Genomic DNA, 21,392 nt, shown 5'->3' on the forward strand with positions numbered 1-21,392 from the left:
TCAGCTCTTTCCGCCTTCGGCCTTGGCCATGCGCATGAGCAGGACCTTGGAGGCCGCAAGCACCAGCGCAGTGATGATGAACAGGATCAGGCCGAGCTGCATCAGCGACGCAGAATGCAGGCCGATCTCGGCCTCGGCAAACTCGTTGGCCAGCGCCGAAGTGATGCTGTTGCCCGGCTCAAACAGCGACATGGAAGACAGCAGATTGGTGTTGCCGATCACGAAGGTCACTGCCATGGTCTCGCCCAGGGCGCGCCCGAGGCCGAGCATGATGCCGCCGATGACGCCCGTCTTGGTGTAGGGCAGTACGACCTTCCACACGACTTCCCAGGTGCTCGAGCCCAGACCGTAGGCAGCCTCCTTGAGCAGCGCTGGCGTCACTTCGAACACATCGCGCATGACGCTGGCGATGAAGGGGATGATCATGATCGCCAAGATGATGCCGGCGCACAGCAGGCCAATGCCCACCGGCGGGCCTTGCACCAACGAGCCGATCAGCGGCCAGCTGCCCACGGCGTTCTGCAGCGGTACTTGCACATAGGTAGAGAAAATCGGCGCAAAGACCAATAGCCCCCACATGCCATACACGATCGAGGGGATGGCTGCGAGCAGTTCGATGGCCGTGCCCAGCGGGCGACGGAGCCACGCGGGCGAGAGCTCGGTGAGGAACAGCGCGATGCCGAAGCTCACCGGAATGGCGATCACCAGGGCGATGGCCGAGGTGACGAGGGTGCCGTAGATCGGGATCAGTGCGCCGAACTGCTGCGCCGGGGGGTCCCAGGTGGACGTTGTGTAGAAGCTCAGACCAAACGCGCTGATGGACGGCCAGGACGCTACGACCAGAGAACCGATGATGGCCGCAAGCAGCGCCAGCGTGATGATGGCCGCGATTCGCGTGGCATGCATGAACAGGAAGTCCTGCCATTGGCCGCGCGTCCGGCTTTGTGCCACCTGGGCACTTGTGATGCTCATACCCACCCCCAATGGGATCAATCCAGAAATGCACAGCCGGGCTTGAGTGACCCCACCCAAGCCCGGCTGTTTACTGCAACTTAACGACCTGCCCAGACGGCCTTGCCGGACGCGTCCTTGACGTTGTCTGCCCAGAGCTTGCGGATCAGCGGCTCGACACTGTCAGGCATCGGCACGTAGTCCAGCGCGGTAGCAGCAGCGTCGCCATTGCGCAGGGCCCAGTCGAAGAACTTGAGCACTTCGGCGCCGTTGGCAGGCTTGTCCTGCGTCTTGTGCATCAGAATGAAGGTGGCGCCGGTGATCGGCCATGCGCCGGCACCTGCCTGATCGGTCAGGATCTGGCCGAAGTTCTGCGCCCAGTTCGCGCCAGCCGCAGCGGCACGGAAGGACGTGTCATCAGGCGACACGAACTGGCCCGCGCGGTTCTGCATCTGCGCAAACGGCATCTTGTTCTGGCGAGCGTAGGAGTATTCGACGTAGCCGATCGAACCCGGCAGGCGCTGCACGAAGGCGGCCACGCCTTCGTTGCCCTTGCCACCCAGACCCACAGGCCAGTTCACGCTGGTGCCTTCACCGACCTTGCCCTTCCACTCGGCCGAGATTTTGGACAGGTAGTTCGTGAAGATGAAGGTCGTGCCCGAACCATCGGCGCGGCGCACAACGGCGATATTCTGGTCCGGCAGCTTCACGCCCGGGTTCAACGAGGCGATCGGGGCTTCATTCCACTTCTTGATCTTGCCCAGGTAGATGTCAGCCAGCACGGGGCCGGTCAGCTTCAGCTGACCAGGCTGCAGACCGGGCACGTTCATGATGGGCACCACACCGCCCATGGCGATGGGGAACTGGATCATGCCGGCCTTGTCGAGATCCGCTTGGCTCATCGGGGCGTCGGATGCGCCGAAGTCGACGGTCTTGTTTGTGATCTGGCGAATGCCGCCCGAAGATCCGATCGACTGGTAGTTGATGCGGACACCGGTCGCCTTGTTGTAGTCGGCGGCCCAGCGGGAATACAGCGGGGCCGGGAAGGTGGCGCCGGCGCCGGTGATCTCTTGCGCAGAGACCGTCGGGGTCATCATCGACAGGCTCACCAGGGTGCCGGCGGCCAGTGCACTGAACAGTTTCTTCATCGTCATCCTCTATGGGTTCGGGAGGGATTGGGGCGAATTGTGACGATCGAATATGACATCGGGGTGACACATTAGACCGCGCGACCCGGGAGAAACCCGTGATGTCACAAATGGTCATTGAATTGTCACGCGAGCTGCCTATTGTGGGCGCCGACGCCGCAAATGCGCGACGTTGACCGACAAACCTAGGAGAACACCCAGATGAACCGCCGCAATCTGCTGCTGGCAGTCAGCGCATTGGCCCTGGCAGCCTGCGCCAGCACCCCTCCTGCGCCGACGACGATTGCCGAAACCGCCCAGCGCACGCCGGAGCTGTCCACGCTGACCCGCGCGATCGGCGCTGCCGACCTGCAAGCCACCTTGGCCGGTCCCGGCCCCTTCACCGTGTTCGCCCCCAGCGACGCCGCCTTCGCCAAGCTGCCCAAGGAGCGCCTGGACGCCCTTCTGGCCAACAAGGAGCAGCTGCGCGCCGTGCTGACCTACCACGTCGTACCGGGCAAGGTCATGGCCGCTGACGTGAAGAACAGCCGCGTCAAGACCGTGAATGGCGCTGATGTGAACCTGTCCAAGTCCGGCGACCTCGTCGGCTTCGAGGACGCGCTGGTCATCAAGGCCAATGTGGACGCCACCAACGGCGTCATCCACATCATCGACACCGTGATGTTGCCGCCCGCACCGCGCCGCTGATCGCGTGATGAAAAGCGGGCCGCCGGAGAAGCCTCCGGCGGCCCGTTTTGTTTGGCGAAGCGTAAGCGGTGCATGCACGCTCCGGCGTGAGATGCACGAGCCTCCAAAAGACTCAAAACACCCCAAAATCCGCACGCTTCATGCGCAAAGCCGATTTTCTTATTTTCAATGATTGATTGAATTTAAGCCCGATCGAGTACTTTTATTCAATCAATATTTGATAATTCAGCGTCTGGTGCATGGCCTGCCACTGGGCACCGGGCCGAGCTGAACCTGCTGCTTCAGTGTGCGGCGGCCGCCCCCGAAGGCAGCGACGCGGCCAGTTGGGCACAAAGCGACTCTGCACGCTGCGCCTCCTCCGCCTCCACCATCAGCCGCAGCAGCGGCTCGGTGCCTGAGGGGCGGATCAACACGCGCCCGCCCTGACCAAGCTGCGCCTCAACAGCTGCCTGCGCGTCGCGCAGTGGCGCGTGACTCTTCCAGTCGAAGCCTGCCGGCAGGCGCACGTTCTTGAGCACCTGCGGCATCAGACGGACTGGCGCCACCAGTTCGGCCAGGGTGCGGCCCTGGTCGCGCATCGCCGCCAGCACCTGCAGCGCGGCGATGGTGCCGTCACCCGTGGAGTGGCGGTCCAGGAAGATCAAGTGCCCGGAGCTTTCACCGCCATACAGCCAGCCGCGCTCGCTCAGGCGTTCCAACACGTAGCGATCACCGACCTTCGCGCGCTCGAAGCCGACGCCGGCACTGCGGAACGCGGCCTCCAGACCGAAATTGCTCATCAGTGTGCCAACAACGCCCTCGACCGGCTGGGTGCGATGGCGGTCCATCGCCACCACGTAGAGCAGCTCATCGCCGTTCAGCAGGCGGCCGTCAGCGTCCACCATCTGCAGGCGGTCGGCATCGCCATCCAGCGCGATGCCCAGGTGCGCGTGGTGCTCGCGCACCGCCGCCTGCAGCGCTTGCGGATGCACCGCGCCCACACCGTCGTTGATGTTCATGCCGTTGGGCTCGCAGCCCATGCGGATCACCTCGGCCCCCAGCTCATGCAGGAGCGCCGGCGTGACCTGATACGCAGCACCGTGGGCGCAATCGACGACGACGCGCAGCCCGCGCAGATCCAGATGCGCCGGAAAGCTCGCCTTGCAGAACTCGATGTAGCGCCCTGCAGCATCATTCAGGCGCCGCGCCTTGCCCAGATCGGCCGAGGGCACGCAGCCCATCGGCTCATCGATTAGCGCTTCGATGCGGGCCTCGGTCTCATCAGACAGCTTGGCACCACGACCGTCGAAGAACTTGATGCCGTTGTCCTGATAGGGGTTGTGACTGGCGCTGATGACCACACCCGCGTCCAGACGCATCGCACGCGTGAGGTGTGCAACGGCCGGCGTAGGGATCGGCCCGGCCAGCAGGACATCGGCCCCGGCGGCAATCAAGCCGGACTCGAGTGCGGCTTCGAGCAGGTAGCCGGACACCCGCGTGTCCTTGCCGATCAGCACCTGGGGCCGGCTGCCCGGCGCCTTGGCCGCGGCCAGGCTGCGGCCTGCGGCATAGCCCAGGCGCATGACGAAATCTGGAGTCATCGGTGCCGTGCCAACCGGGCCGCGCACGCCGTCCGTACCGAAATACTTTCTGCTCATTGCTGCTGCTTCACTTATTGATTCTTCAATCAGTCTTCTTCGCGACGGCGGCGCGCCTGCACCGCTGCCCACACCTTGAGCGCATCCACGGTCGGGGCCACATCGTGCACCCGCACCATCCGCGCGCCGCGCTCCACCGCCACCAGATGCGCAGCCACCGAGGCGGCAACACGCTCGCCGGCGCCGCGCTCCGTGAGCTGGCCCAGCATAGACTTTCTGGACATTCCGGCGAGCACCGGCAGATCCGCTTTCGATGACTCGGAGGGCACGCGGATCTGCCCGATCTGCGCAAGCAGATCGAGGTTGTGCTCGAGATTCTTGCCAAAGCCGAAACCAGGGTCGAGCACGATCCGCTCGTCCTTGATGCCGGCTGCACGCAAAGCCACGACGCGTTCGGCCAGAAACGCACGGACCTCTGCCAGTACATCGCCATACGCCGGGCTGCGCTGCATGGTGCGCGGCTCACCCTGCATGTGCATGGCCACCAGGCCGCATCCCGAGCGCGCAACCGTGTCGATCGCGCCCGGAGCGCGAAATCCCATCACGTCATTGATCACATCCGCACCGACCGCGAGGGCACGCGCCATCACCTCGGGCTTCATCGTGTCGACCGACACGCACACACCGCGTGACACAAAGTGCTGCACCGCGCGCTCGATACGCCCCCACTCCTCATCGGCCGACACCGCTTCCGCGCCAGGTCGGGTGGACTCGCCACCGATATCCAGCAGATCGGCCCCCTCGGCCAGCAGGCGCTCGCCATGCGCGATCGGCGCATCCGCATCGGCAAAGTGCTGCCCGCCGTCGGAAAAGCTGTCTGGCGTGACGTTCACGATGCCCATGACGAGCGGCCGCGCCTGAAGATCGAAGCGGAATCGACCGGCTTGCCAGTTCATGGAGCGAAGCGTCCTTTCAGGATTGAGCGTGGGTGGGCAAGCGGGTGCGCACAAAAGCAAAGGAGCGCCCGCAGGCGCCCCTCGCTGGTGCGGCAATGATCAGGCGGTCGCCGCAGCACCTTCGGCAGGCGCGCTGGGCGAACCCGGATCATTCGTGGACGTGGTGGCCGGGGGGCGCGGCGGGCGCACCGGACGGCCTTCCATGATGTCCTTGATCTGCTCGGCATCGATGGTCTCGTACTCCATCAGCGCAGCAGTCATGGCTTCCACTCGATCCGCCTTGTCCTGCAGGATCTTGGTCGCCGCGGCGTACTGCTCGTCGATGATGCGGCGAATCTCAAGGTCCACACGCTGCATCGTGGCTTCAGAGATGTTCGTGGTCTTGGTCACGCTGCGGCCGAGGAAGACTTCACCCTCGTTCTCCGCGTAGACCATCGGACCGAGCTCATCGCTCATGCCGTAGCGGGTCACCATGTCGCGCGCGATCTTGGTGGCACGCTCGAAGTCGTTCGATGCACCGGTCGAGATGCGCTTGACGAACAGATCCTCTGCAATCCGGCCACCGAAAAGGATGGCCATCTCGGTGAGCATCTGATCCTTGTACATGCTCAGGCGATCACGCTCGGGCAGCTGCCAGGTGACACCCAGCGCACGGCCGCGCGGAATGATCGTGACCTTGTGCACCGGGTCTGCGTTGGGCAGCGACGCAGCGATCACGGCGTGGCCAGACTCGTGGTACGCCGTAGCCTTCTTCTCGTCCTCGGACATGACCATGGTCTTGCGCTCGGGACCCATGTAGATCTTGTCTTTGGCCTTCTCGAAATCCTCCATGCTCACCACGCGACCGTTGCGGCGTGCGGCAAACAGAGCAGCTTCGTTCACCAGGTTGGCCAGATCCGCACCGGAGAAGCCTGGCGTGCCACGGGCCAGCACCGCAGCTTCAACATCCGTACCGAGGGGCACCTTGCGCATATGCACCTTGAGGATCTGCTCGCGGCCGCGGATATCCGGCAGAGGCACAACCACTTGGCGGTCGAATCGGCCGGGGCGCAGCAACGCCGGGTCAAGGATGTCCGGGCGGTTCGTCGCGGCGATCACGATGATGCCGGAGTTGGTGTCAAACCCGTCCATCTCCACCAGCATCTGGTTCAGGGTCTGTTCGCGCTCGTCATTGCCGCCACCCAGGCCCGCGCCGCGGTGACGACCCACCGCGTCGATTTCATCCACGAAGATGATGCAGGGAGCGTGCTTCTTGGCGTTCTCGAACATGTCGCGCACACGAGCTGCGCCCACGCCGACAAACATTTCCACGAAGTCCGAGCCCGAGATGCTGAAGAACGGCACCTTGGCTTCACCCGCGATCGCCTTGGCGAGCAGAGTCTTGCCGGTACCGGGCGAGCCCACCATCAGCACGCCGCGCGGGATGCGGCCGCCCAGCTTCTGGAACTTGGAGGGATCCTTGAGGAACTCGACGAGTTCCTTGACTTCCTCCTTGGCTTCGTCGCAACCGGCCACATCAGCAAAGGTGATGCTGTTGTTGGACTCGTCGATCATGCGGGCCTTGCTCTTGCCGAAGCTGAAGGCGCCACCCTTGCCGCCGCCCTGCATGCTGCGCATCATCCAGAACCAGAAACCGATCAGAAGCAGGATCGGTCCGAGGTGGATGAGCAGGGTCATCAGCAGCGACTGTCCCTCTTCCGGAGTGCCATAGACCTTGACCCCGTACTTGACGAGGTTGTCAGACATGAAGATGTCGCCAGGCGAGGTCAGCGTGAAGCGGTTTCCTTCCTTGGGGAAGACCGTCAAGGTCCGCCCTTGGACTTCGACCTTCTCGATACGCCCGGCCTTGGCGTCTTCCATGAACTGCGTGTAGCTCACGGCTTCATTCACCGGCGCACGGCGATTCTCGAACTGCCTGAAGACCGTGAACAACACCATGGCTACAACCAGCCAGATGATCGCTTTGGTGAGGAGGTTGTTGTTCACTTGCTCATACTCCTGGGCAACGGCACGGCCCGGTCAATGTGTTGATTGATTCTACGCCTCGCAGGGCTTGACATAGCGCAGGGATTGCGATGGATTGCCTCAGCGCCTTAGCAAGCGTTGCACTCGGATCACTCCCTGCCTGCTGCCTTCAGTCCCTGCGCAACCAGAAAGGTTTCCGAGGAGTTCGAGCGCGAGGCCTTGGGCTTGTACTCGGTCACCTTCTGGAACGCCTCCTTGTAGAGCTTCACCGTCTGGGAAAACCCACTGCCGTGGAAGCTCTTGGTCACCAGCGCTCCGCGCTTCTTGAGGTGACTGACTGCAAACTCCAGCGCCAGTTCGTTCAGATGAGCCACGCGTGCCGCGTCTGCCGCCCCGACTCCGCTCAAGTTGGGGGCCATGTCGGAAAGCACAAGATCCACTGCGCCGTCACCTACGAGCGACTCGAACTCCGCAAGCACCGCGTCTTCGCGAAAGTCGCCCAGCAGGAAGGTAACGTCCGCCACGGGCTCCATCGGCAGCAAATCGAGCGCAAACACCCGACCGTGAATACCTGGGCCACTCTTGTTCTTGAGGCGCTCGCGAACAACTTGACTCCAGCTTCCGGGCGTGGCGCCTAGGTCGACCACGGTTGCGCCCGGCTTGAGCAGCTGGAACTGATCCAGGATTTCGGTGAGCTTGAAGGCCGCACGCGCCCGGTAGCCCTGCTGCTGGGCCAGCTTCACATAGGGATCATTGATGTGATCCATCAGCCAGGCGGCCGAGAACTTGTTCTTCTTGGTTGATTTCATTGGGATAATCCCGAAATGAGCACATCAGAAACCATCACGCTGTCCCCGCTGCAGCGCAAAAATCTCAAATCCCACGCCCATCATCTTGACCCCGTGGTCATGATCGGCAATGAAGGCCTCACGGTCGCCGTTCTTAAGGCCATTGACGAGCAGCTTGCAGCCCACGAGCTGATCAAGATCCGAGTGTTCTCCGATGACCGCGAACAACGCACCGAACTGCACGCGTCCATCTGCGCCGAGTTGGGCGCAGCACCGGTGCAGCATATCGGCAAGCTGCTTGTGGTCTGGCGTCCGGGCAAGTCAAGCACGCGAATCGATCCTGATACGCCCTACCTGCCGGACGCTCCGGTAGCGAAAAAGCCTGGAACTCAGTCTGCCCCTCATACTCCGAAGAAGCTGGCTGCGGCGGGAAAGACGGCCGCCAAGAAGACTGTGAAGCGAAAGTCGGTTACCGAAGACACGGAAAACACACTCGCACGCAGAATCCGTCAAGCGACCGAGCAGTCCCGCAAGCGCACCACACGCCGCGGCGCCCGGCGCAGTCGCTGAACGAGGGCCTGCTCAGCGCGATCGCGCCACCACAATCGCGCCCAGCACGCACTGGGCGGCATACAACACGGCCGACACGCCATGCAGCGCGCCAAACTGCGTCGCCAGCGACTCCTGCACCACCGGCGAAGAGTGCATCATCATCTCGACACGCAGGCTAGCCATCCAGGGCCCGAGCACGAACTGCTGAATGGCCGCCAACCCGACCATGCTCAGAAGCATGTAGACGGATACGCGCGTCAGGTGGACACGACGCTCCAGCCGTTTGTGAAGTGCCAGAACAATAGCAGCGCAAACAAAGACGACGATGCTCTGCCAGTAGAACGCGTGACTGGCAAATGTGCCCGCCAGAGAGCGTGGTGTGAGCACCGCGAACGCGAGCGGCGCAGCGAGCAGACCCACCGTCCAGGTGCAACCTACCCAGGCCGTGAGCGCCAGACGGTAGAGGGCCAGCAGCCAGCGTTCGACGCGCGACTCAGGCGCGCTCGCCCCGCCGACGCTGATGCCGTCGTTGCTCAAGTCAGACTCACTCGTATCGAACCGCGCGCACTTCGTACTCGCGATTGCCACCTGGCGCCATCACCACGGTGGTGTCGCCTTCGAACTTGCCGATCAGTGCCCGTGCCACCGGGCTCGTCACACTGACACGGCCTTGACGGATATCCGCCTCGTCCTCGCCGACGATCTGGTAGGTCGTCACGTCACCGGACTCCAGGTCTTCGAGTTCAACTGTCGCCCCAAACACCACCTTGCCCTCCGCATCCAGCGTCTTGGGATCGATGATCTGGGCATTCGAGAGCTTGCCCTCGATCTCCATGATCCGCCCTTCGATGAAGCCCTGACGCTCCTTGGCTGCGTCGTACTCGGCGTTCTCGGACAGGTCGCCCTGGGCGCGTGCCTCGGCGATCGCGGTGATGACTGCCGGGCGATCGACGGTCTTGAGGCGATGCAACTCACTCTTGAGCTGCTCGGCACCGCGCACGGTGATGGGAATGGTGCTCATGGATCTACTCGTGGACTCAATGGATCGGGGGCAGCCGAAGCTGCCCCCGGGGTTTGAACGTTCAGCAGGTGCGCCTCTCAGAGGCCCTTGGCACGCAGCTCTTTGTGAAGGGTCTGGACGTCGAAGACATCAAGCGTGTTCACGCTCTTCATGCCCTCCACCGCGGCGAGTGCGCCTGCAATCGTGGTTTGTGACGGCACCCGTGCAGCCTGCGCCGCGACGCGGATGTAGCGCGAATCAGCAATCGCGTTGCGCCGTTCCTCGACGGTATTGATCACCAGCTGAATCTCGCCGTTCTTGATCATGTCGACCACGTTCGGACGCCCTTCAGTCACCTTGTTGACTGACTTGCAGGGGATGCCGGATGCCTCGATGGCAGCCGCGGTGCCGCGGGTCGCGATGATCTTCAGGCCCAGTTCATGGAAGCCGCGCGCCGCGTCCACGGCCTTGGTCTTGTCCGCGTTCTTCACGCTCATGAACACGGTGCCGCTCTCGGGCAGCTTGGTGGAGGCGCCGATCTGGCTCTTGATGAACGCTTCGCCGAAGGTCTTGCCTACACCCATGACCTCGCCCGTGGACTTCATTTCGGGGCCAAGGATCGTGTCCACGCCAGGGAACTTGTTGAACGGGAAGACCGCTTCCTTGACGCTGTAGTAAGGCGGCACGATCTCCTTGGTGAAGCCCTGATCAGCCAGAGACTTGCCAGCCATCGCACGCGCGGCAATCTTGGCCAGCGGAGCTCCGATCGCCTTCGAGACGTAGGGCACCGTGCGCGAGGCACGCGGGTTCACTTCCAGAACGTAGATCGTTTCACCCTGCACCGCGAACTGAACGTTCATCAGGCCGATCACGTTCAGCGCCTTGGCCATGACTTCTGTCTGGCGCTTGAGTTCGTCGATGAGTGCGGGCTTGAGCGAATACGGCGGCAGCGAGCAGGCCGAGTCGCCTGAATGCACGCCCGCCTGCTCGATGTGTTCCATCACGCCGCCGATGACCACCTGCTTGCCGTCGGACAGACAGTCCACGTCGACTTCGATGGCATCGTTGAGGAAGCGATCGAGAAGTACGGGCGAGTCGTTGCTGACCTTGACCGCTTCGCGCATGTAGCGCTCGAGATCCCGCTGCTCATGGACGATTTCCATGGCGCGGCCGCCCAGCACGTAGCTGGGGCGTACGACGAGCGGATAGCCGATTTCGTTGGCAAGACGAAGCGCTTCGTCCTCAGTACGTGCGGTGCGGTTCGGCGGCTGCAGCAGACCGAGCTTGTGGATCAGCTTCTGGAAGCGCTCACGATCCTCCGCGATGTCGATGGATTCGGGTGAGGTGCCGATGATGGGCACCCCATTGGCTTCCAGCGCCTTGGCGAGCTTCAGCGGCGTCTGCCCGCCGTACTGGACGATTACGCCCCAAGGCTTCTCCTTGTCGACGATCTCGAGCACGTCCTCGAGCGTCAGCGGCTCGAAATAGAGCCGGTCACTCGTGTCGTAGTCGGTGGAGACCGTTTCAGGGTTGCAGTTGACCATGATGGTCTCGAACCCGTCTTCGCGCAGCGAGAGTGCGGCATGCACGCAGCAGTAATCGAACTCGATGCCCTGGCCAATGCGGTTGGGACCACCGCCCAGCACCATGACCTTCTTCTTGTCGGTCGGCTGACTTTCGCACTCTTCCTCATAGGTCGAGTACATGTAGGCCGTCTTGGTGGCGAATTCTGCGGCACAGGTGTCCACCCGCTTGTAGACCGGGCGCACGTTCAGGCTGTGACGGTGCTTGCGCACCTCGGCCTCGGATGTGTCCAGCAGGTACGCCAGGCGCCGATCGGAGAACCCCTTGCGCTTGAGCTCGCGCATCGTCGGCTCATCCAGGTCGGCGAGGGTGTGCTTCTCGATCTCCAGCTCCAGATCGACGATCTCCTTGATCTGCACGAGGAACCACGGATCGATATGGGTGAGGGTGTGCACCTCTTCGAGCGTGAAGCCCGCGGCAAAGGCATCGCCCACGTACCAGATGCGCTCGGGGCCAGGCTCACCGAGTTCCTGCTCGATGCGCTCGCGATCAGTCGTCTTCTGATTGAGCCCATCCACACCGACTTCGAGACCACGCAGGGCCTTCTGGAAGCTTTCCTGGAAGGTCCGGCCGATGGCCATGACCTCTCCGACGCTCTTCATCTGGGTCGTTAGGTGCGAATCGGCCTGCGGGAATTTCTCGAAGGCGAAGCGCGGTACTTTGGTGACGACGTAATCGATCGTGGGCTCGAAGGACGCCGGTGTGGCGCCGCCAGTGATGTCGTTCTTCAGCTCGTCGAGCGTGTAGCCCACGGCCAGCTTGGCAGCGACCTTGGCGATCGGAAAACCCGTGGCCTTGGACGCGAGCGCAGAGGAGCGCGACACGCGCGGGTTCATCTCGATCACGATCATGCGCCCGGTATCCGGATTGATCGAGAACTGGACGTTCGAGCCGCCGGTGTCGACACCGATCTCACGCAGGATGGCGATCGAAGCATTGCGCATGACCTGGTATTCCTTGTCGGTCAGGGTTTGCGCAGGGGCCACGGTGATCGAGTCTCCGGTGTGAATACCCATTGGATCCAGGTTCTCAATCGAGCACACGATGATGCAGTTGTCCGCGCGGTCGCGGACAACTTCCATCTCGTATTCCTTCCAGCCGATCAGGCTTTCCTCGATCAGCAGCTCGCGCGTGGGCGAGAGCTCCAGACCGCGCTTGCAGATCGTCTCAAACTCTTCGGCGTTGTAGGCGATGCCACCTCCCGTGCCGCCCAGCGTGAAGCTCGGGCGGATCACCATCGGATAGCCGGAATTGCCGAGTTCCTCGGCAATGCGGCGATGCACGGCCCAGGCCTCATCCATGCTGTGTGCGATGCCCGATTTGGCGCTCTGCAGACCGATGGAGGTCATCGCCTCCTTGAACTTGAGGCGATCCTCAGCCTTCTCGATCGCCTTCTCGTTGGCGCCGATCAACTCGACCTTGTACTTGTCCAGTACGCCGTGCTTGTGGAGATCAAGCGCACAGTTCAGCGCGGTCTGGCCACCCATCGTGGGCAGCAGCGCGTCCGGGCGCTCCTTGGCAATGATGCGTTCGACCACTTGCCAGGTGATGGGCTCGATGTAGGTCACATCGGCCATCTCGGGGTCCGTCATGATCGTGGCCGGATTGCTGTTGACCAGGATGACCTTGTAGCCCTCTTCGCGCAAGGCCTTGCAGGCCTGCGCGCCGGAGTAATCAAACTCACAGGCCTGGCCGATGATGATCGGGCCTGCGCCGATGATGAGGATGCTCTTGATGTCTGTGCGCTTAGGCATGATCCGACTCTCGCAGGACCGCCCCAATAGAGGCGGGGGCCCCCTTGGGGGGCAGTGCAGCGGCAAGGCCGCAAACGTGGGGGGTCAAGCTGACTTCTCCATCAGCGCGATGAACTTGTCGAACAGGTCTCCAATGTCGTGCGGGCCCGGGCTCGCCTCAGGGTGCCCCTGGAAACAGAAGGCCGGAACGTCCGTACGCTCTAGCCCCTGGATGGAGCCGTCGAACAGCGAGACGTGCGTGACCCGCATGTTGGCCGGAAGGGTCTTTTCGTCCACCGCAAAGCCGTGGTTCTGGCTGGTGATGTAGACCCGCTTGGAGTCCAGATCCTGCACGGGATGGTTGCCGCCGTGATGGCCGAACTTCATCTTCAGGGTCTTGGCGCCACTGGCCAAGCCCATGATCTGATGGCCCAGGCAGATGCCGAACGTCGGAATCTTTCTGGCCATGAGTTCGCGTGCAGCGGCAATTGCATAGTCGCAGGGCTCGGGGTCGCCCGGGCCATTGGACAGGAACACCCCGTCCGGATTCATCGCAATCACATCCGCGGCAGACGTCTGTGCGGGCACGACGGTCACGCGACAGCCTCGATCGCTCATCAAGCGCAGGATGTTGCGTTTCACGCCGAAGTCATAGGCGACCACATGGAACTTCGGCTCGACCAGCTCCGGAAACTCCGAAGAACCGTCATCAAACAGCCGCCATGAGCCTTCCGTCCATTCATAGGCTTCGTGCGTGCTCACGACCTTGGCAAGATCCTGACCAGCCATGCTGGGTGCAGCCTGCGCACGGGTGGCCGCCTCTGCAATCTGCGCGTCCGTCAAGGTTTCACCCTCACCCACTGCGACGATGCAGCCATTTTGCGCGCCCTTCTCGCGCAGCACGCGCGTGAGCTTGCGCGTATCCAGACCGGCAATGCCGACGACGCTCTCGTTCTTCAGGTAGGTGGACAGCGCGTCCTGGGCACGGAAGTTGGACACCACCGCTGAGAGATCCCGAATCACCAGGCCCTTGGCCCAGACGCGGGGCGCTTCCTCGTCCTGCTCGTTGACACCCACGTTGCCGATATGGGGATACGTCAGGGTGACGATCTGCCCGCAATAGCTCGGGTCGGTCAGGATTTCCTGGTAGCCGGTGATGGCGGTGTTGAACACCACCTCCCCGACTGTGGTGCCGGTGGCACCGATGCTGTAGCCGCGAAAGACCGTCCCATCGGCCAGCACCAACGCAGCCTGAGGACGTTGGAAGCTCAGCCGCGTTTGTGTGAGATTCAGAGGCATGTTCTTGTGTCTGCGAACGGCGCACGCCGCCCCCACGCCATTTCGCCTGAAAGCGAGCGCGGGTTGGGTGCACGTTGGGGGATTTTCGAGAGTTTACCAGCCTGCACTGCAGCACTGGCGCCTTGGGCCCACCGCGCGATTCATGCGCTGGTCAAGACTTAGCTGACCGACGCGACGAACCCCACTGTGCCGGGAGGGCGACCATGCCTGTCCGCTGGGCTCACATACTCACACAAACGCAGTATTGGCGGGCGTCGGGGCCGCCGCCTATGGTGATCGCACTTAAGTCTCCAGTGCTCGCTTTTCCCCTGAAGTGAGCTTTAGCGCCCCGCCTGATGCGGGGCCTTTTTTTGCTTCGCTACATTCGAGCTATTCACCTCTACGAGCACAGCATGAACGCACTGGAGCAACTCAAGCAACACACCGTGGTGGTCGCCGACACGGGCGACTTCGAAACCATGCGCGCCTATGCGCCGCGTGACGCCACCACCAACCCCTCGCTGATCCTCAAGGCGGTGGCCAAGCCTGAATACCGCGCCCTGCTCGACCAGGTGCTGCGCGATCATCCCGGCGCCGCAACCTCCGAGGTGATCGACCGCCTGCTGGTGGCTTTCGGGCAGGAGATCCTCAAGATCGTGCCCGGACGGGTGTCCACCGAGGTGGATGCGCGCCTGTCCTTCGACACCGAGGGCACCCTGGGCAAAGCGCGCGAGATCATTGCGCTGTACCGAGCAGCTGGCATCGACACGAGCCGCGTGCTGATCAAGATCGCCTCCACCTGGGAAGGTATTCGCGCCGCTGAAGTGCTGGAGCGCGAGGGCGTCACCTGCAACATGACCCTGCTGTTCAGCCTGCCCCAGGCCGTAGCCTGCGCCGAGGCAAATGCGCGGCTGATTTCGCCATTCGTTGGCCGCATCCTGGACTGGTACAAGAAGTCCACCGGCCAGGACTACACCGCCGAAACCGACCCCGGCGTGCTCTCGGTGCGGCGCATCTACGCCTATTACAAGAAGTTCGGTTACGGCACCGAGGTCATGGGTGCGAGCTTCCGAAACACCGGCGAGATCCTCGCGCTGGCCGGTTGCGATCTGCTGACCATCTCGCCCGATCTGCTCGGCCAGCTCGCGGCCATGGAAGCGCCCGTGCCGCGCCTGCTGCACCCGGTGGAATCGGCCGCGCATGACATGCAGCGCGTGAGCTACGACGAAGCCGGCTTCCGCTTTGCCATGAATGAAGACGCCATGGCGACTGAAAAGCTGGCCGAAGGCATCCGGCTCTTTGCGGCGGACACGCGCAAGCTGGAAGCACTGATCGAGCAGGCCCGCGCGTAGGGCGCACGGCGTGGCTTCCAGCCCCGACATGCGCAGCGAAACCCGGCGCATCACTCTCGCCCTGCAGGGCGGCGGCTCGCATGGCGCCTTCACCTGGGGCGTGCTGCAAGCGGTACTGGAAGACGAGCGCGTGGAGATCGAAGGCATCTCCGGCACCAGTGCGGGCGCCATGAACGCCGTGGTGCTGGCCTCAGCCATCGGCCAGCACAACAGCCGGGGCGCTGGCAGCTACTGCGCCAAGGCGCGCTCAGCAGCCATCGAGGCGCTCGCGCAGTTCTGGCGCAGCATCAGCGCGTATTCCTCGCTGAACCCGGTGAAGCGCGCGCCCATGGACTCGCTCTTTGGCCTGTGGGGCGTGCGGGACAACCCGGCCCAGTTCTGGGCCGAGACCTTTGCCAAGACCTTCTCGCCCTACCAATTCAATCCGCTGGACATCAACCCGGTGCGCGAGCTGCTCAAGCAGCACGTGAACTTCGATGCGCTGGCCACACCACTTGCGCCCAAGGTCTTTGTAGCCGCCACACGCGTGCGCACCGGCAAGGCCGAGATCTTCTCCGGCAAGCGCCTGTGCCCGGAGGCCGTGGCCGCCAGCGCCTGCCTGCCCATGCTGTTTCAGGCGGTGGAGGTGGAAGACGACTGGTTCTGGGACGGCGGCTTTGCGGGCAACCCCGCACTGCACCCGCTCATCTACGAATGCAAGAGCGCCGATATCGTGCTCGTGCAGATCAACCCGGTCATCCGCGAAGACCTGCCCACCAATAGCCGGGACATCCTCGACCGGATGAACGAGATCACCTTCAACGCCAGCCTGCTGGCCGAGATGCGCGCCATCGACTTCGTGGCGCGCCTGCTCAAGGACGGCAAACTGGACCCCGCGCGCTACAAGCACGTGCTGATGCACCGCATCGGCGGCGACGAGCTGGCCAAATACGGCGCAGCCAGCAAGCTGGCCACGGACAGCGGCTTCATCACCGAACTGCACGCCCTGGGCCTGGAGTCCGGGCGTGACTGGCTCAAGCGCAACTTCGAGGCGCTCGGCGACCACGCCACGGTGAACATTGCGCGCGACTATCTGGATGACCTGCGCATTCCCCTGCGCTCATCCAGCAGCGCGGGGCGCGCGAACACGGACCAGATCGGCGGCCAGGACAGCCGCCCCCACCCCGAAAAGAAGCGCTGAGCTTCAGCGCATGCTTCACGTCGGCACGCGCTGCGGCAGCCCGCCGCAGCGCAGCCCCACGCTAGAGCGGGTCTCTGCGACAAGGCAACGCAGAAGCGGGGGCTTGCGCGAACCAATCCGGCCGGGCGAGTCACACTGGGCACCCGGCTGCCCCACAAGGGCGGTGCGGACCGATCCCCAAGCTCCTTCAGGCTCTCGCCATGCTCGATCCCATCCTGCTCGCGCGCATCCAGTTCGGCGCCAACATCACCTTCCACATCCTGTTCCCTACCATCACCATTGCGCTGGCGTGGGTACTGCTCTTCTTCAAGCTTCGGTACAACAGGACGGGCGACATGAAATGGATGGACGCCTACAAGTTCTGGGTGAAGGTCTTTGCCGTGACCTTTGCGCTGGGCGTCGTGAGTGGCATCACCATGAGCTTTCAGTTCGGCACCAACTGGCCGGGCTTCATGGAAACCGTGGGCAATATTGCGGGGCCGCTTCTGGCCTATGAGGTACTGACGGCGTTTTTCCTCGAAGCGACCTTCCTGGGCATCATGCTGTTCGGCTTCAACCGGGTGAGCAACCGCGTGCACACCCTGGCCACGGTGCTCGTGGCCGTGGGTACCAGCATGTCGGCTTTCTGGATCCTGGTGCTCAACAGCTGGATGCAGACGCCCGTGGGCTTCGAGATGATCGATGGCAAGGCGCACGCCACGGACTGGCTGGCCATCATCTTCAACCCGAGCTTCCCGTACCGCTTCACGCACATGATGCTCGCGAGCGGTCTGACCGCAGCCTTCCTGATCGCGGGCGTGTCCGCCTGGCGCTGGCTGCGCGGCGACCACTCCGGCAGCGTGATGGCCGGCATGAAGACCGGCGTGTATCTGGGCGCCGCGCTGATTCCGTTGCAGATCCTGGCCGGCGACATGCATGGCCTGAACACCCTGGAGCATCAGCCCGCGAAGGTGGCCGCCATGGAAGGGATCTGGGAGACCGAGCGCGGCGCGGACCTGCGCCTGTTCGCCGTTCCGGACGAAGCCGCGCGCACCAACCACTTCGAGATCACCCTGCCCAATATGGCCAGCGTGATCCTCACGCACAGCTGGGAGGGCGAGGTCAAGGGCCTGAACGAGTTCGAGGGTAAGCACCCGCCTGTGGCGCCGGTGTTCTATGCCTTCCGCATCATGGTGGGTATCGGCATGCTCATGCTGCTGGTGAGCTGGATCGGCGCCTGGCAGCTCAAGCGCCAGGGCCAGCCCAAGCCATGGCTCGCGCGGGCACTGCTGTTCATGACCTTCTCCGGCTGGGTGGCCACGGTGGCTGGCTGGTACGTGACCGAGATCGGCCGGCAGCCCTGGCTGGTCTATGGCGTGATGACCACGGCGCAGGCGGCCAGCAAGGTGCCAAGCGGCATGATCCTCTCCACGCTGATCATGTATCTGGTGGTGTACGTGGCGCTGATCGCAGCCTATGTCTCGGTGGTGTTCTACATGGCGCGACGCGCCAGCCGCGCGGCGATGGGTGACATCACGCCCAAGCCTCCCGCGCCTTCCATGCAGCCCACCCTGCAAGGAGCGGAATGATGAGCCCGCTGCCTGACCTCTCCACCTTCAACGCGTGGCTGCCCATCATCTTCATGGGCATCATGGGCCTGTCGATGCTGGCCTATGTGGTGCTGGACGGCTACGACCTGGGCGTGGGCATCCTGCTGCGTCGAGCGGACGCCGATCAGAAGGACCTCATGATCGGCTCGATCGGCCCCTTCTGGGACGCCAACGAAACCTGGCTGGTGCTGGGCGTGGGCATTCTGCTGGTGGCCTTTCCGATGGCCCATGGCGCGATCCTCACGGCCCTGTACCTGCCGGTGGCGCTGATGCTGCTGGGGTTGATCCTGCGTGGCGTGGCCTTTGACTTCCGCGCCAAGGCCCATGCAGACCACAAGGAGACCTGGAACCGCACGTTCTACGCCGGCTCGCTGCTGGCCGCGCTCTCGCAGGGCTACATGCTGGGCGCGTACATCACGGGCTTCGAGCGCAGCTGGGCGGCCACCGGCTTTGCGATGCTGATCGCGCCCTGCGTGGCCGCGGGCTACACCCTGCTCGGCGCCACCTGGCTCGTGATGAAAACCGAAGGCGATCTGCAAAAGCGGGCCGCCTTCTGGGCGCGGCGCGCGCTCTGGCTCACTGCGGTGGGCGTGCTGCTGGTGAGTCTGGCCACGCCGTTTGTAAGCGAGCGCATCTTTGCCAAGTGGTTCAGCCTGCCCTACGTGGTGCTGCTGGCGCCCATTCCTCTGGCCACCGCAGTGCTGTTTGTGCTGACCGACCGCATCCTTCGCGCCCTGCCCTTGCCAGGCGACAAGCTGAACTGGGTGCCCTTTGCGGCCACCGTGGCGATCTTCGTACTCGCCTTCTTCGGCCTGGCCTACAGCTTGTTCCCGTATCTGGTGATCGACAAGATCGACATCTGGCAGGCGGCCAGCGCGCCCGAAAGCCTGAAGATCATCCTGGCCGGCGCGGCCGTGGTGGTGCCGGTGATCATCGGCTACACGATCTTCAGCTACAGGGTGTTTGGCGGGAAGGCGCAGCCGCTGGCGTACTACTAATAGATACGCAGCTTCGGCGGATTGCCACACGGGCTAGCACGGAAGACGTTTCCGCTTGTCTGGCAAGGCTTTCCAGCCATTTTGGTCTGGAAAGGCGCATGAATGCTGCATCTCTGATTCTCGGAAATCTCAGATCCAGCATTCATGCGGGTGCTCAAGGCAAATCGCCTTGAAAACCTTGCGGCACAAGCGGAAAACCCATCTCAGACCGCAACGGGGCGTGCGCTGGCAGGCGCACGCTCTTGTCTCAGCGCCCGGCCCTGCCGGACGAAACCCCGAGACAAGCGGGAAGCCGTTTTGGCCTTCAACCGCCAGAAAAGCCTGCCCTCAATCCGCCTTGATCCCCTGCACCTTGATGACCTTGCCCCAGCGCTCGTACTCGGCCTGGGCGTAGCGGGTCATGGCCTCCGGCCCCATGAAGGTGACCTGCGCGCCCTGCTCACCGGCCTTCTTCTGGAATTCCGGCGTGCTCACGATCTTCTGCACCTCGGCAGCCACGCGGTCCACCGCAGCGCGCGGCGCCTTGCCGTGGGTGTAGAGCGTAAACCAGCTTTGCACCTCGAAGTTGGGGATACCGGCCTCCTTCGCCGTGGGCACATCCGGCAGCGCGGGCAGGCGCTGGTCGCTGGCCACCAGCAGGGCGCGTAACTTGCCCGCCTGGATGTGGCCCACCAGTGGCGGCGCGGTGGTGAGGGTGAAGTCCACCTGGCTGGCCAGCAGATCCGTCACCATCGGCCCCGTGCCCCGGTAAGGGATGTGCACGATGCGCGTGTCCGTCAGGCTCTTGAAGAGCTCGGCGGCGATGTGCTGCACCGAGCCATTGCCGGCGCTGGAGTAGTTGAGCTTGCCCGGGTTCTTGCGCGCATAGTCCACCAGCTCCCTGGCTGTCTTGAACGGAAGCGAGCTGCGCAGGGCGAGCACCTGCGGGGCGGACATTACGTTAGCGACCGCCTGCAGGTCCTTGAGCGGATCGAAGGGCACCTTCACCAGCTGCGGCGTCATCACATGAAAGCCGGAGAACTGCATCAGCAGGGTGTGGCCATCCGGCGGGGCATTGAGCAGCGCCTGGGTGCCCACCGCGCCGTTGCCGCCGCCACGGTTCTCGATCACCACCGGCTGACCGAGCGCCTTGGAGAGCGGCTCCTGCAGCATGCGGGCGGTGATGTCGGCCGTACCGCCGGGTGGCGCGGGCACGATGATGGTGACGGTCTTGGACGGGAAGGCCTGAGCCATGGCTGCGGGGGCCAGCAGGCAGCCCGTGGTTGCCAGCGCGAGGGCCAGCAGCGATCTGAGCGTGAACATGCAATGTCTCCTTGGCGTTCTTGATCTTCTGGCCCCGCCTGGCCGGCAGTGGCAGCGCCAAGCCTAGCCGCCCACCCCCCGGCTTGCGAAGGGTGGTTCGCCCGCAGACCGGTCTTGCGCTGCACCGGAACGGGGCTTCTCGCTTGTCTGGCGCGGCTTTTCAGGCAATTTGCCCTGGAAACCCTCATGAATGCTGAATCTCGCTTTCCGGAGTCGGACACATCCAGTATTCATGCGCCTCTTCAAGCCAAATTGGCCGGAAAGGCGCACCAGGCATGCGGAGAGCCCTCCTCAGTCGGTGGGATCAACGCCGAGTTGCCGCAGCGACGCTCGCAGAAACCCGCCCGGTTTTTGCGGCTCGCGTCGCCGATTCCGCAGCTCATCGCAACGCGGCTGCGTGATCGAAGGCCCTTGCCCACAATGCACTCCATCGACACACACAACACGTCGATCGCAACGAACCCAAGGAGCCCGATCATGAACACCACCACCGCCCGCGCCCAAGTCTTCGCCCTCGTCTCTGCCGCCTTCTGCGCCGCTGCCTTCGCAGCCGTGCCGGCCCCCAAGGTTGAAGCGAATGTCGTGAAGCTCGACACGGTCACGGTGGTGGCCAGCCGCTCGGCTCTTCTGAACGAGCAGCCCGTGATCGCACTCGACACCGTGACCGTCACGGCCAGCAAGGCTGAAGTGGCTGCCGCCCGCGCCACCACGCAGCTTGCTGCCGCCGCTGAGCGCAACTCATAAGCAGCGAG

Annotated in this window: 18 protein-coding genes; 7 read left to right on the forward strand and 11 right to left on the reverse strand. The window is 63.6% G+C overall.

Annotation, left to right across the window (positions count from 1 at the left end; translation table 11 throughout):
• Both pstC and pstS read right to left on the reverse strand, forming a co-directional pair.
• Positions 1–972, reverse strand: coding sequence for a phosphate ABC transporter permease PstC (gene pstC, locus ACMDW7_RS11370; RefSeq protein WP_377300634.1), 972 nt, complete (start codon positions 970–972; stop codon positions 1–3).
• 80 nt (positions 973–1,052) lie between these two features.
• The gene (gene pstS, locus ACMDW7_RS11375; protein ID WP_377300633.1) at positions 1,053–2,099 is read right to left on the reverse strand and encodes a phosphate ABC transporter substrate-binding protein PstS; all 1,047 of its coding nucleotides are present in this window, start codon (positions 2,097–2,099) and stop codon (positions 1,053–1,055) included.
• Positions 2,100–2,300: 201 nt separating this feature from the next.
• Between pstS and ACMDW7_RS11380 the strand changes: the two genes are divergently transcribed.
• Positions 2,301–2,786, forward strand: a complete 486-nt coding sequence (locus ACMDW7_RS11380; protein ID WP_377300632.1) for a fasciclin domain-containing protein — start codon at positions 2,301–2,303, stop codon at positions 2,784–2,786.
• Between the two features lie 281 nt (positions 2,787–3,067).
• Here the strand turns inward: ACMDW7_RS11380 and glmM are convergent, their stop codons facing one another.
• From glmM to ACMDW7_RS11400, 4 genes are all read right to left on the reverse strand, one after another.
• Positions 3,068–4,423 carry a phosphoglucosamine mutase gene (glmM, locus tag ACMDW7_RS11385; protein WP_377300631.1) on the reverse strand — a complete coding sequence of 452 codons (1,356 nt, stop codon included), beginning with the start codon at positions 4,421–4,423 and terminating at the stop codon, positions 3,068–3,070.
• A gap of 29 nt (positions 4,424–4,452) precedes the next feature.
• Positions 4,453–5,319, reverse strand: a complete 867-nt coding sequence (gene folP, locus ACMDW7_RS11390) for a dihydropteroate synthase (protein WP_377300630.1) — start codon at positions 5,317–5,319, stop codon at positions 4,453–4,455.
• A 99-nt stretch (positions 5,320–5,418) separates the two neighbouring features.
• The gene (ftsH, locus tag ACMDW7_RS11395; RefSeq protein WP_377302499.1) at positions 5,419–7,257 is read right to left on the reverse strand and encodes an ATP-dependent zinc metalloprotease FtsH; all 1,839 of its coding nucleotides are present in this window, start codon (positions 7,255–7,257) and stop codon (positions 5,419–5,421) included.
• Between the two features lie 176 nt (positions 7,258–7,433).
• Entirely contained in the window at positions 7,434–8,093 is a 660-nt protein-coding gene (locus ACMDW7_RS11400) for an RlmE family RNA methyltransferase (RefSeq protein WP_377300629.1), read from the reverse strand.
• Between the two features lie 15 nt (positions 8,094–8,108).
• Here ACMDW7_RS11400 and yhbY point away from each other — a divergent pair, with 15 nt between their 5' ends.
• Complete coding sequence (gene yhbY / locus ACMDW7_RS11405) at positions 8,109–8,642, forward strand: ribosome assembly RNA-binding protein YhbY (RefSeq protein WP_377300628.1); 534 nt, start codon at positions 8,109–8,111, stop codon at positions 8,640–8,642.
• A gap of 12 nt (positions 8,643–8,654) precedes the next feature.
• On the opposite strand, the gene ACMDW7_RS11410 is transcribed toward yhbY, so the two are convergent.
• The 4 genes from ACMDW7_RS11410 to carA form a co-directional block, all read right to left on the reverse strand.
• Positions 8,655–9,161 carry a DUF4149 domain-containing protein gene (locus ACMDW7_RS11410; protein ID WP_377300627.1) on the reverse strand — a complete coding sequence of 169 codons (507 nt, stop codon included), beginning with the start codon at positions 9,159–9,161 and terminating at the stop codon, positions 8,655–8,657.
• 7 nt (positions 9,162–9,168) lie between these two features.
• A complete protein-coding gene (gene greA, locus ACMDW7_RS11415; RefSeq protein WP_054125934.1) occupies positions 9,169–9,645 on the reverse strand; it encodes a transcription elongation factor GreA in 477 nt (158 codons plus the stop codon).
• 77 nt (positions 9,646–9,722) lie between these two features.
• Positions 9,723–12,962 (reverse strand): carbamoyl-phosphate synthase large subunit, encoded by a 3,240-nt coding sequence (gene carB, locus ACMDW7_RS11420; RefSeq protein ID WP_377300626.1) that lies wholly within the window; start codon positions 12,960–12,962, stop codon positions 9,723–9,725.
• An 84-nt stretch (positions 12,963–13,046) separates the two neighbouring features.
• Positions 13,047–14,240 (reverse strand): glutamine-hydrolyzing carbamoyl-phosphate synthase small subunit, encoded by a 1,194-nt coding sequence (gene carA, locus ACMDW7_RS11425; RefSeq protein ID WP_377300625.1) that lies wholly within the window; start codon positions 14,238–14,240, stop codon positions 13,047–13,049.
• A gap of 392 nt (positions 14,241–14,632) precedes the next feature.
• Between carA and tal the strand changes: the two genes are divergently transcribed.
• The 4 genes from tal to ACMDW7_RS11445 all read left to right on the forward strand — a co-directional run bounded on the left by tal (position 14,633) and on the right by ACMDW7_RS11445 (position 19,338).
• The gene (gene tal, locus ACMDW7_RS11430) at positions 14,633–15,571 is read left to right on the forward strand and encodes a transaldolase (RefSeq protein WP_377300624.1); all 939 of its coding nucleotides are present in this window, start codon (positions 14,633–14,635) and stop codon (positions 15,569–15,571) included.
• A gap of 28 nt (positions 15,572–15,599) precedes the next feature.
• Positions 15,600–16,751 (forward strand): patatin-like phospholipase family protein, encoded by a 1,152-nt coding sequence (locus ACMDW7_RS11435; RefSeq protein WP_377302497.1) that lies wholly within the window; start codon positions 15,600–15,602, stop codon positions 16,749–16,751.
• 200 nt (positions 16,752–16,951) lie between these two features.
• Entirely contained in the window at positions 16,952–18,319 is a 1,368-nt protein-coding gene (locus ACMDW7_RS11440; RefSeq protein WP_377300623.1) for a cytochrome ubiquinol oxidase subunit I, read from the forward strand.
• The gene (locus ACMDW7_RS11445; RefSeq protein WP_377300622.1) at positions 18,319–19,338 is read left to right on the forward strand and encodes a cytochrome d ubiquinol oxidase subunit II; all 1,020 of its coding nucleotides are present in this window, start codon (positions 18,319–18,321) and stop codon (positions 19,336–19,338) included. Before ACMDW7_RS11440 ends, ACMDW7_RS11445 begins: the two co-directional genes overlap by 1 nt.
• A gap of 327 nt (positions 19,339–19,665) precedes the next feature.
• On the opposite strand, the gene ACMDW7_RS11450 is transcribed toward ACMDW7_RS11445, so the two are convergent.
• Positions 19,666–20,640 (reverse strand): Bug family tripartite tricarboxylate transporter substrate binding protein, encoded by a 975-nt coding sequence (locus ACMDW7_RS11450; protein WP_377300621.1) that lies wholly within the window; start codon positions 20,638–20,640, stop codon positions 19,666–19,668.
• Positions 20,641–21,117: 477 nt separating this feature from the next.
• On the opposite strand from ACMDW7_RS11450, the gene ACMDW7_RS11455 reads away from it, so the two are divergent.
• On the forward strand, positions 21,118–21,384 hold the full coding sequence (locus tag ACMDW7_RS11455) for a hypothetical protein (RefSeq protein ID WP_377300620.1): 267 nt from the start codon (positions 21,118–21,120) through the stop codon (positions 21,382–21,384).
• The last annotated feature ends 8 nt before the right edge of the window (positions 21,385–21,392 follow it).

Origin of the sequence: Piscinibacterium candidicorallinum (assembly GCF_047549485.1) — a bacterium.
GTDB lineage: Bacteria > Pseudomonadota > Gammaproteobacteria > Burkholderiales > Burkholderiaceae_C > Piscinibacterium > Piscinibacterium candidicorallinum.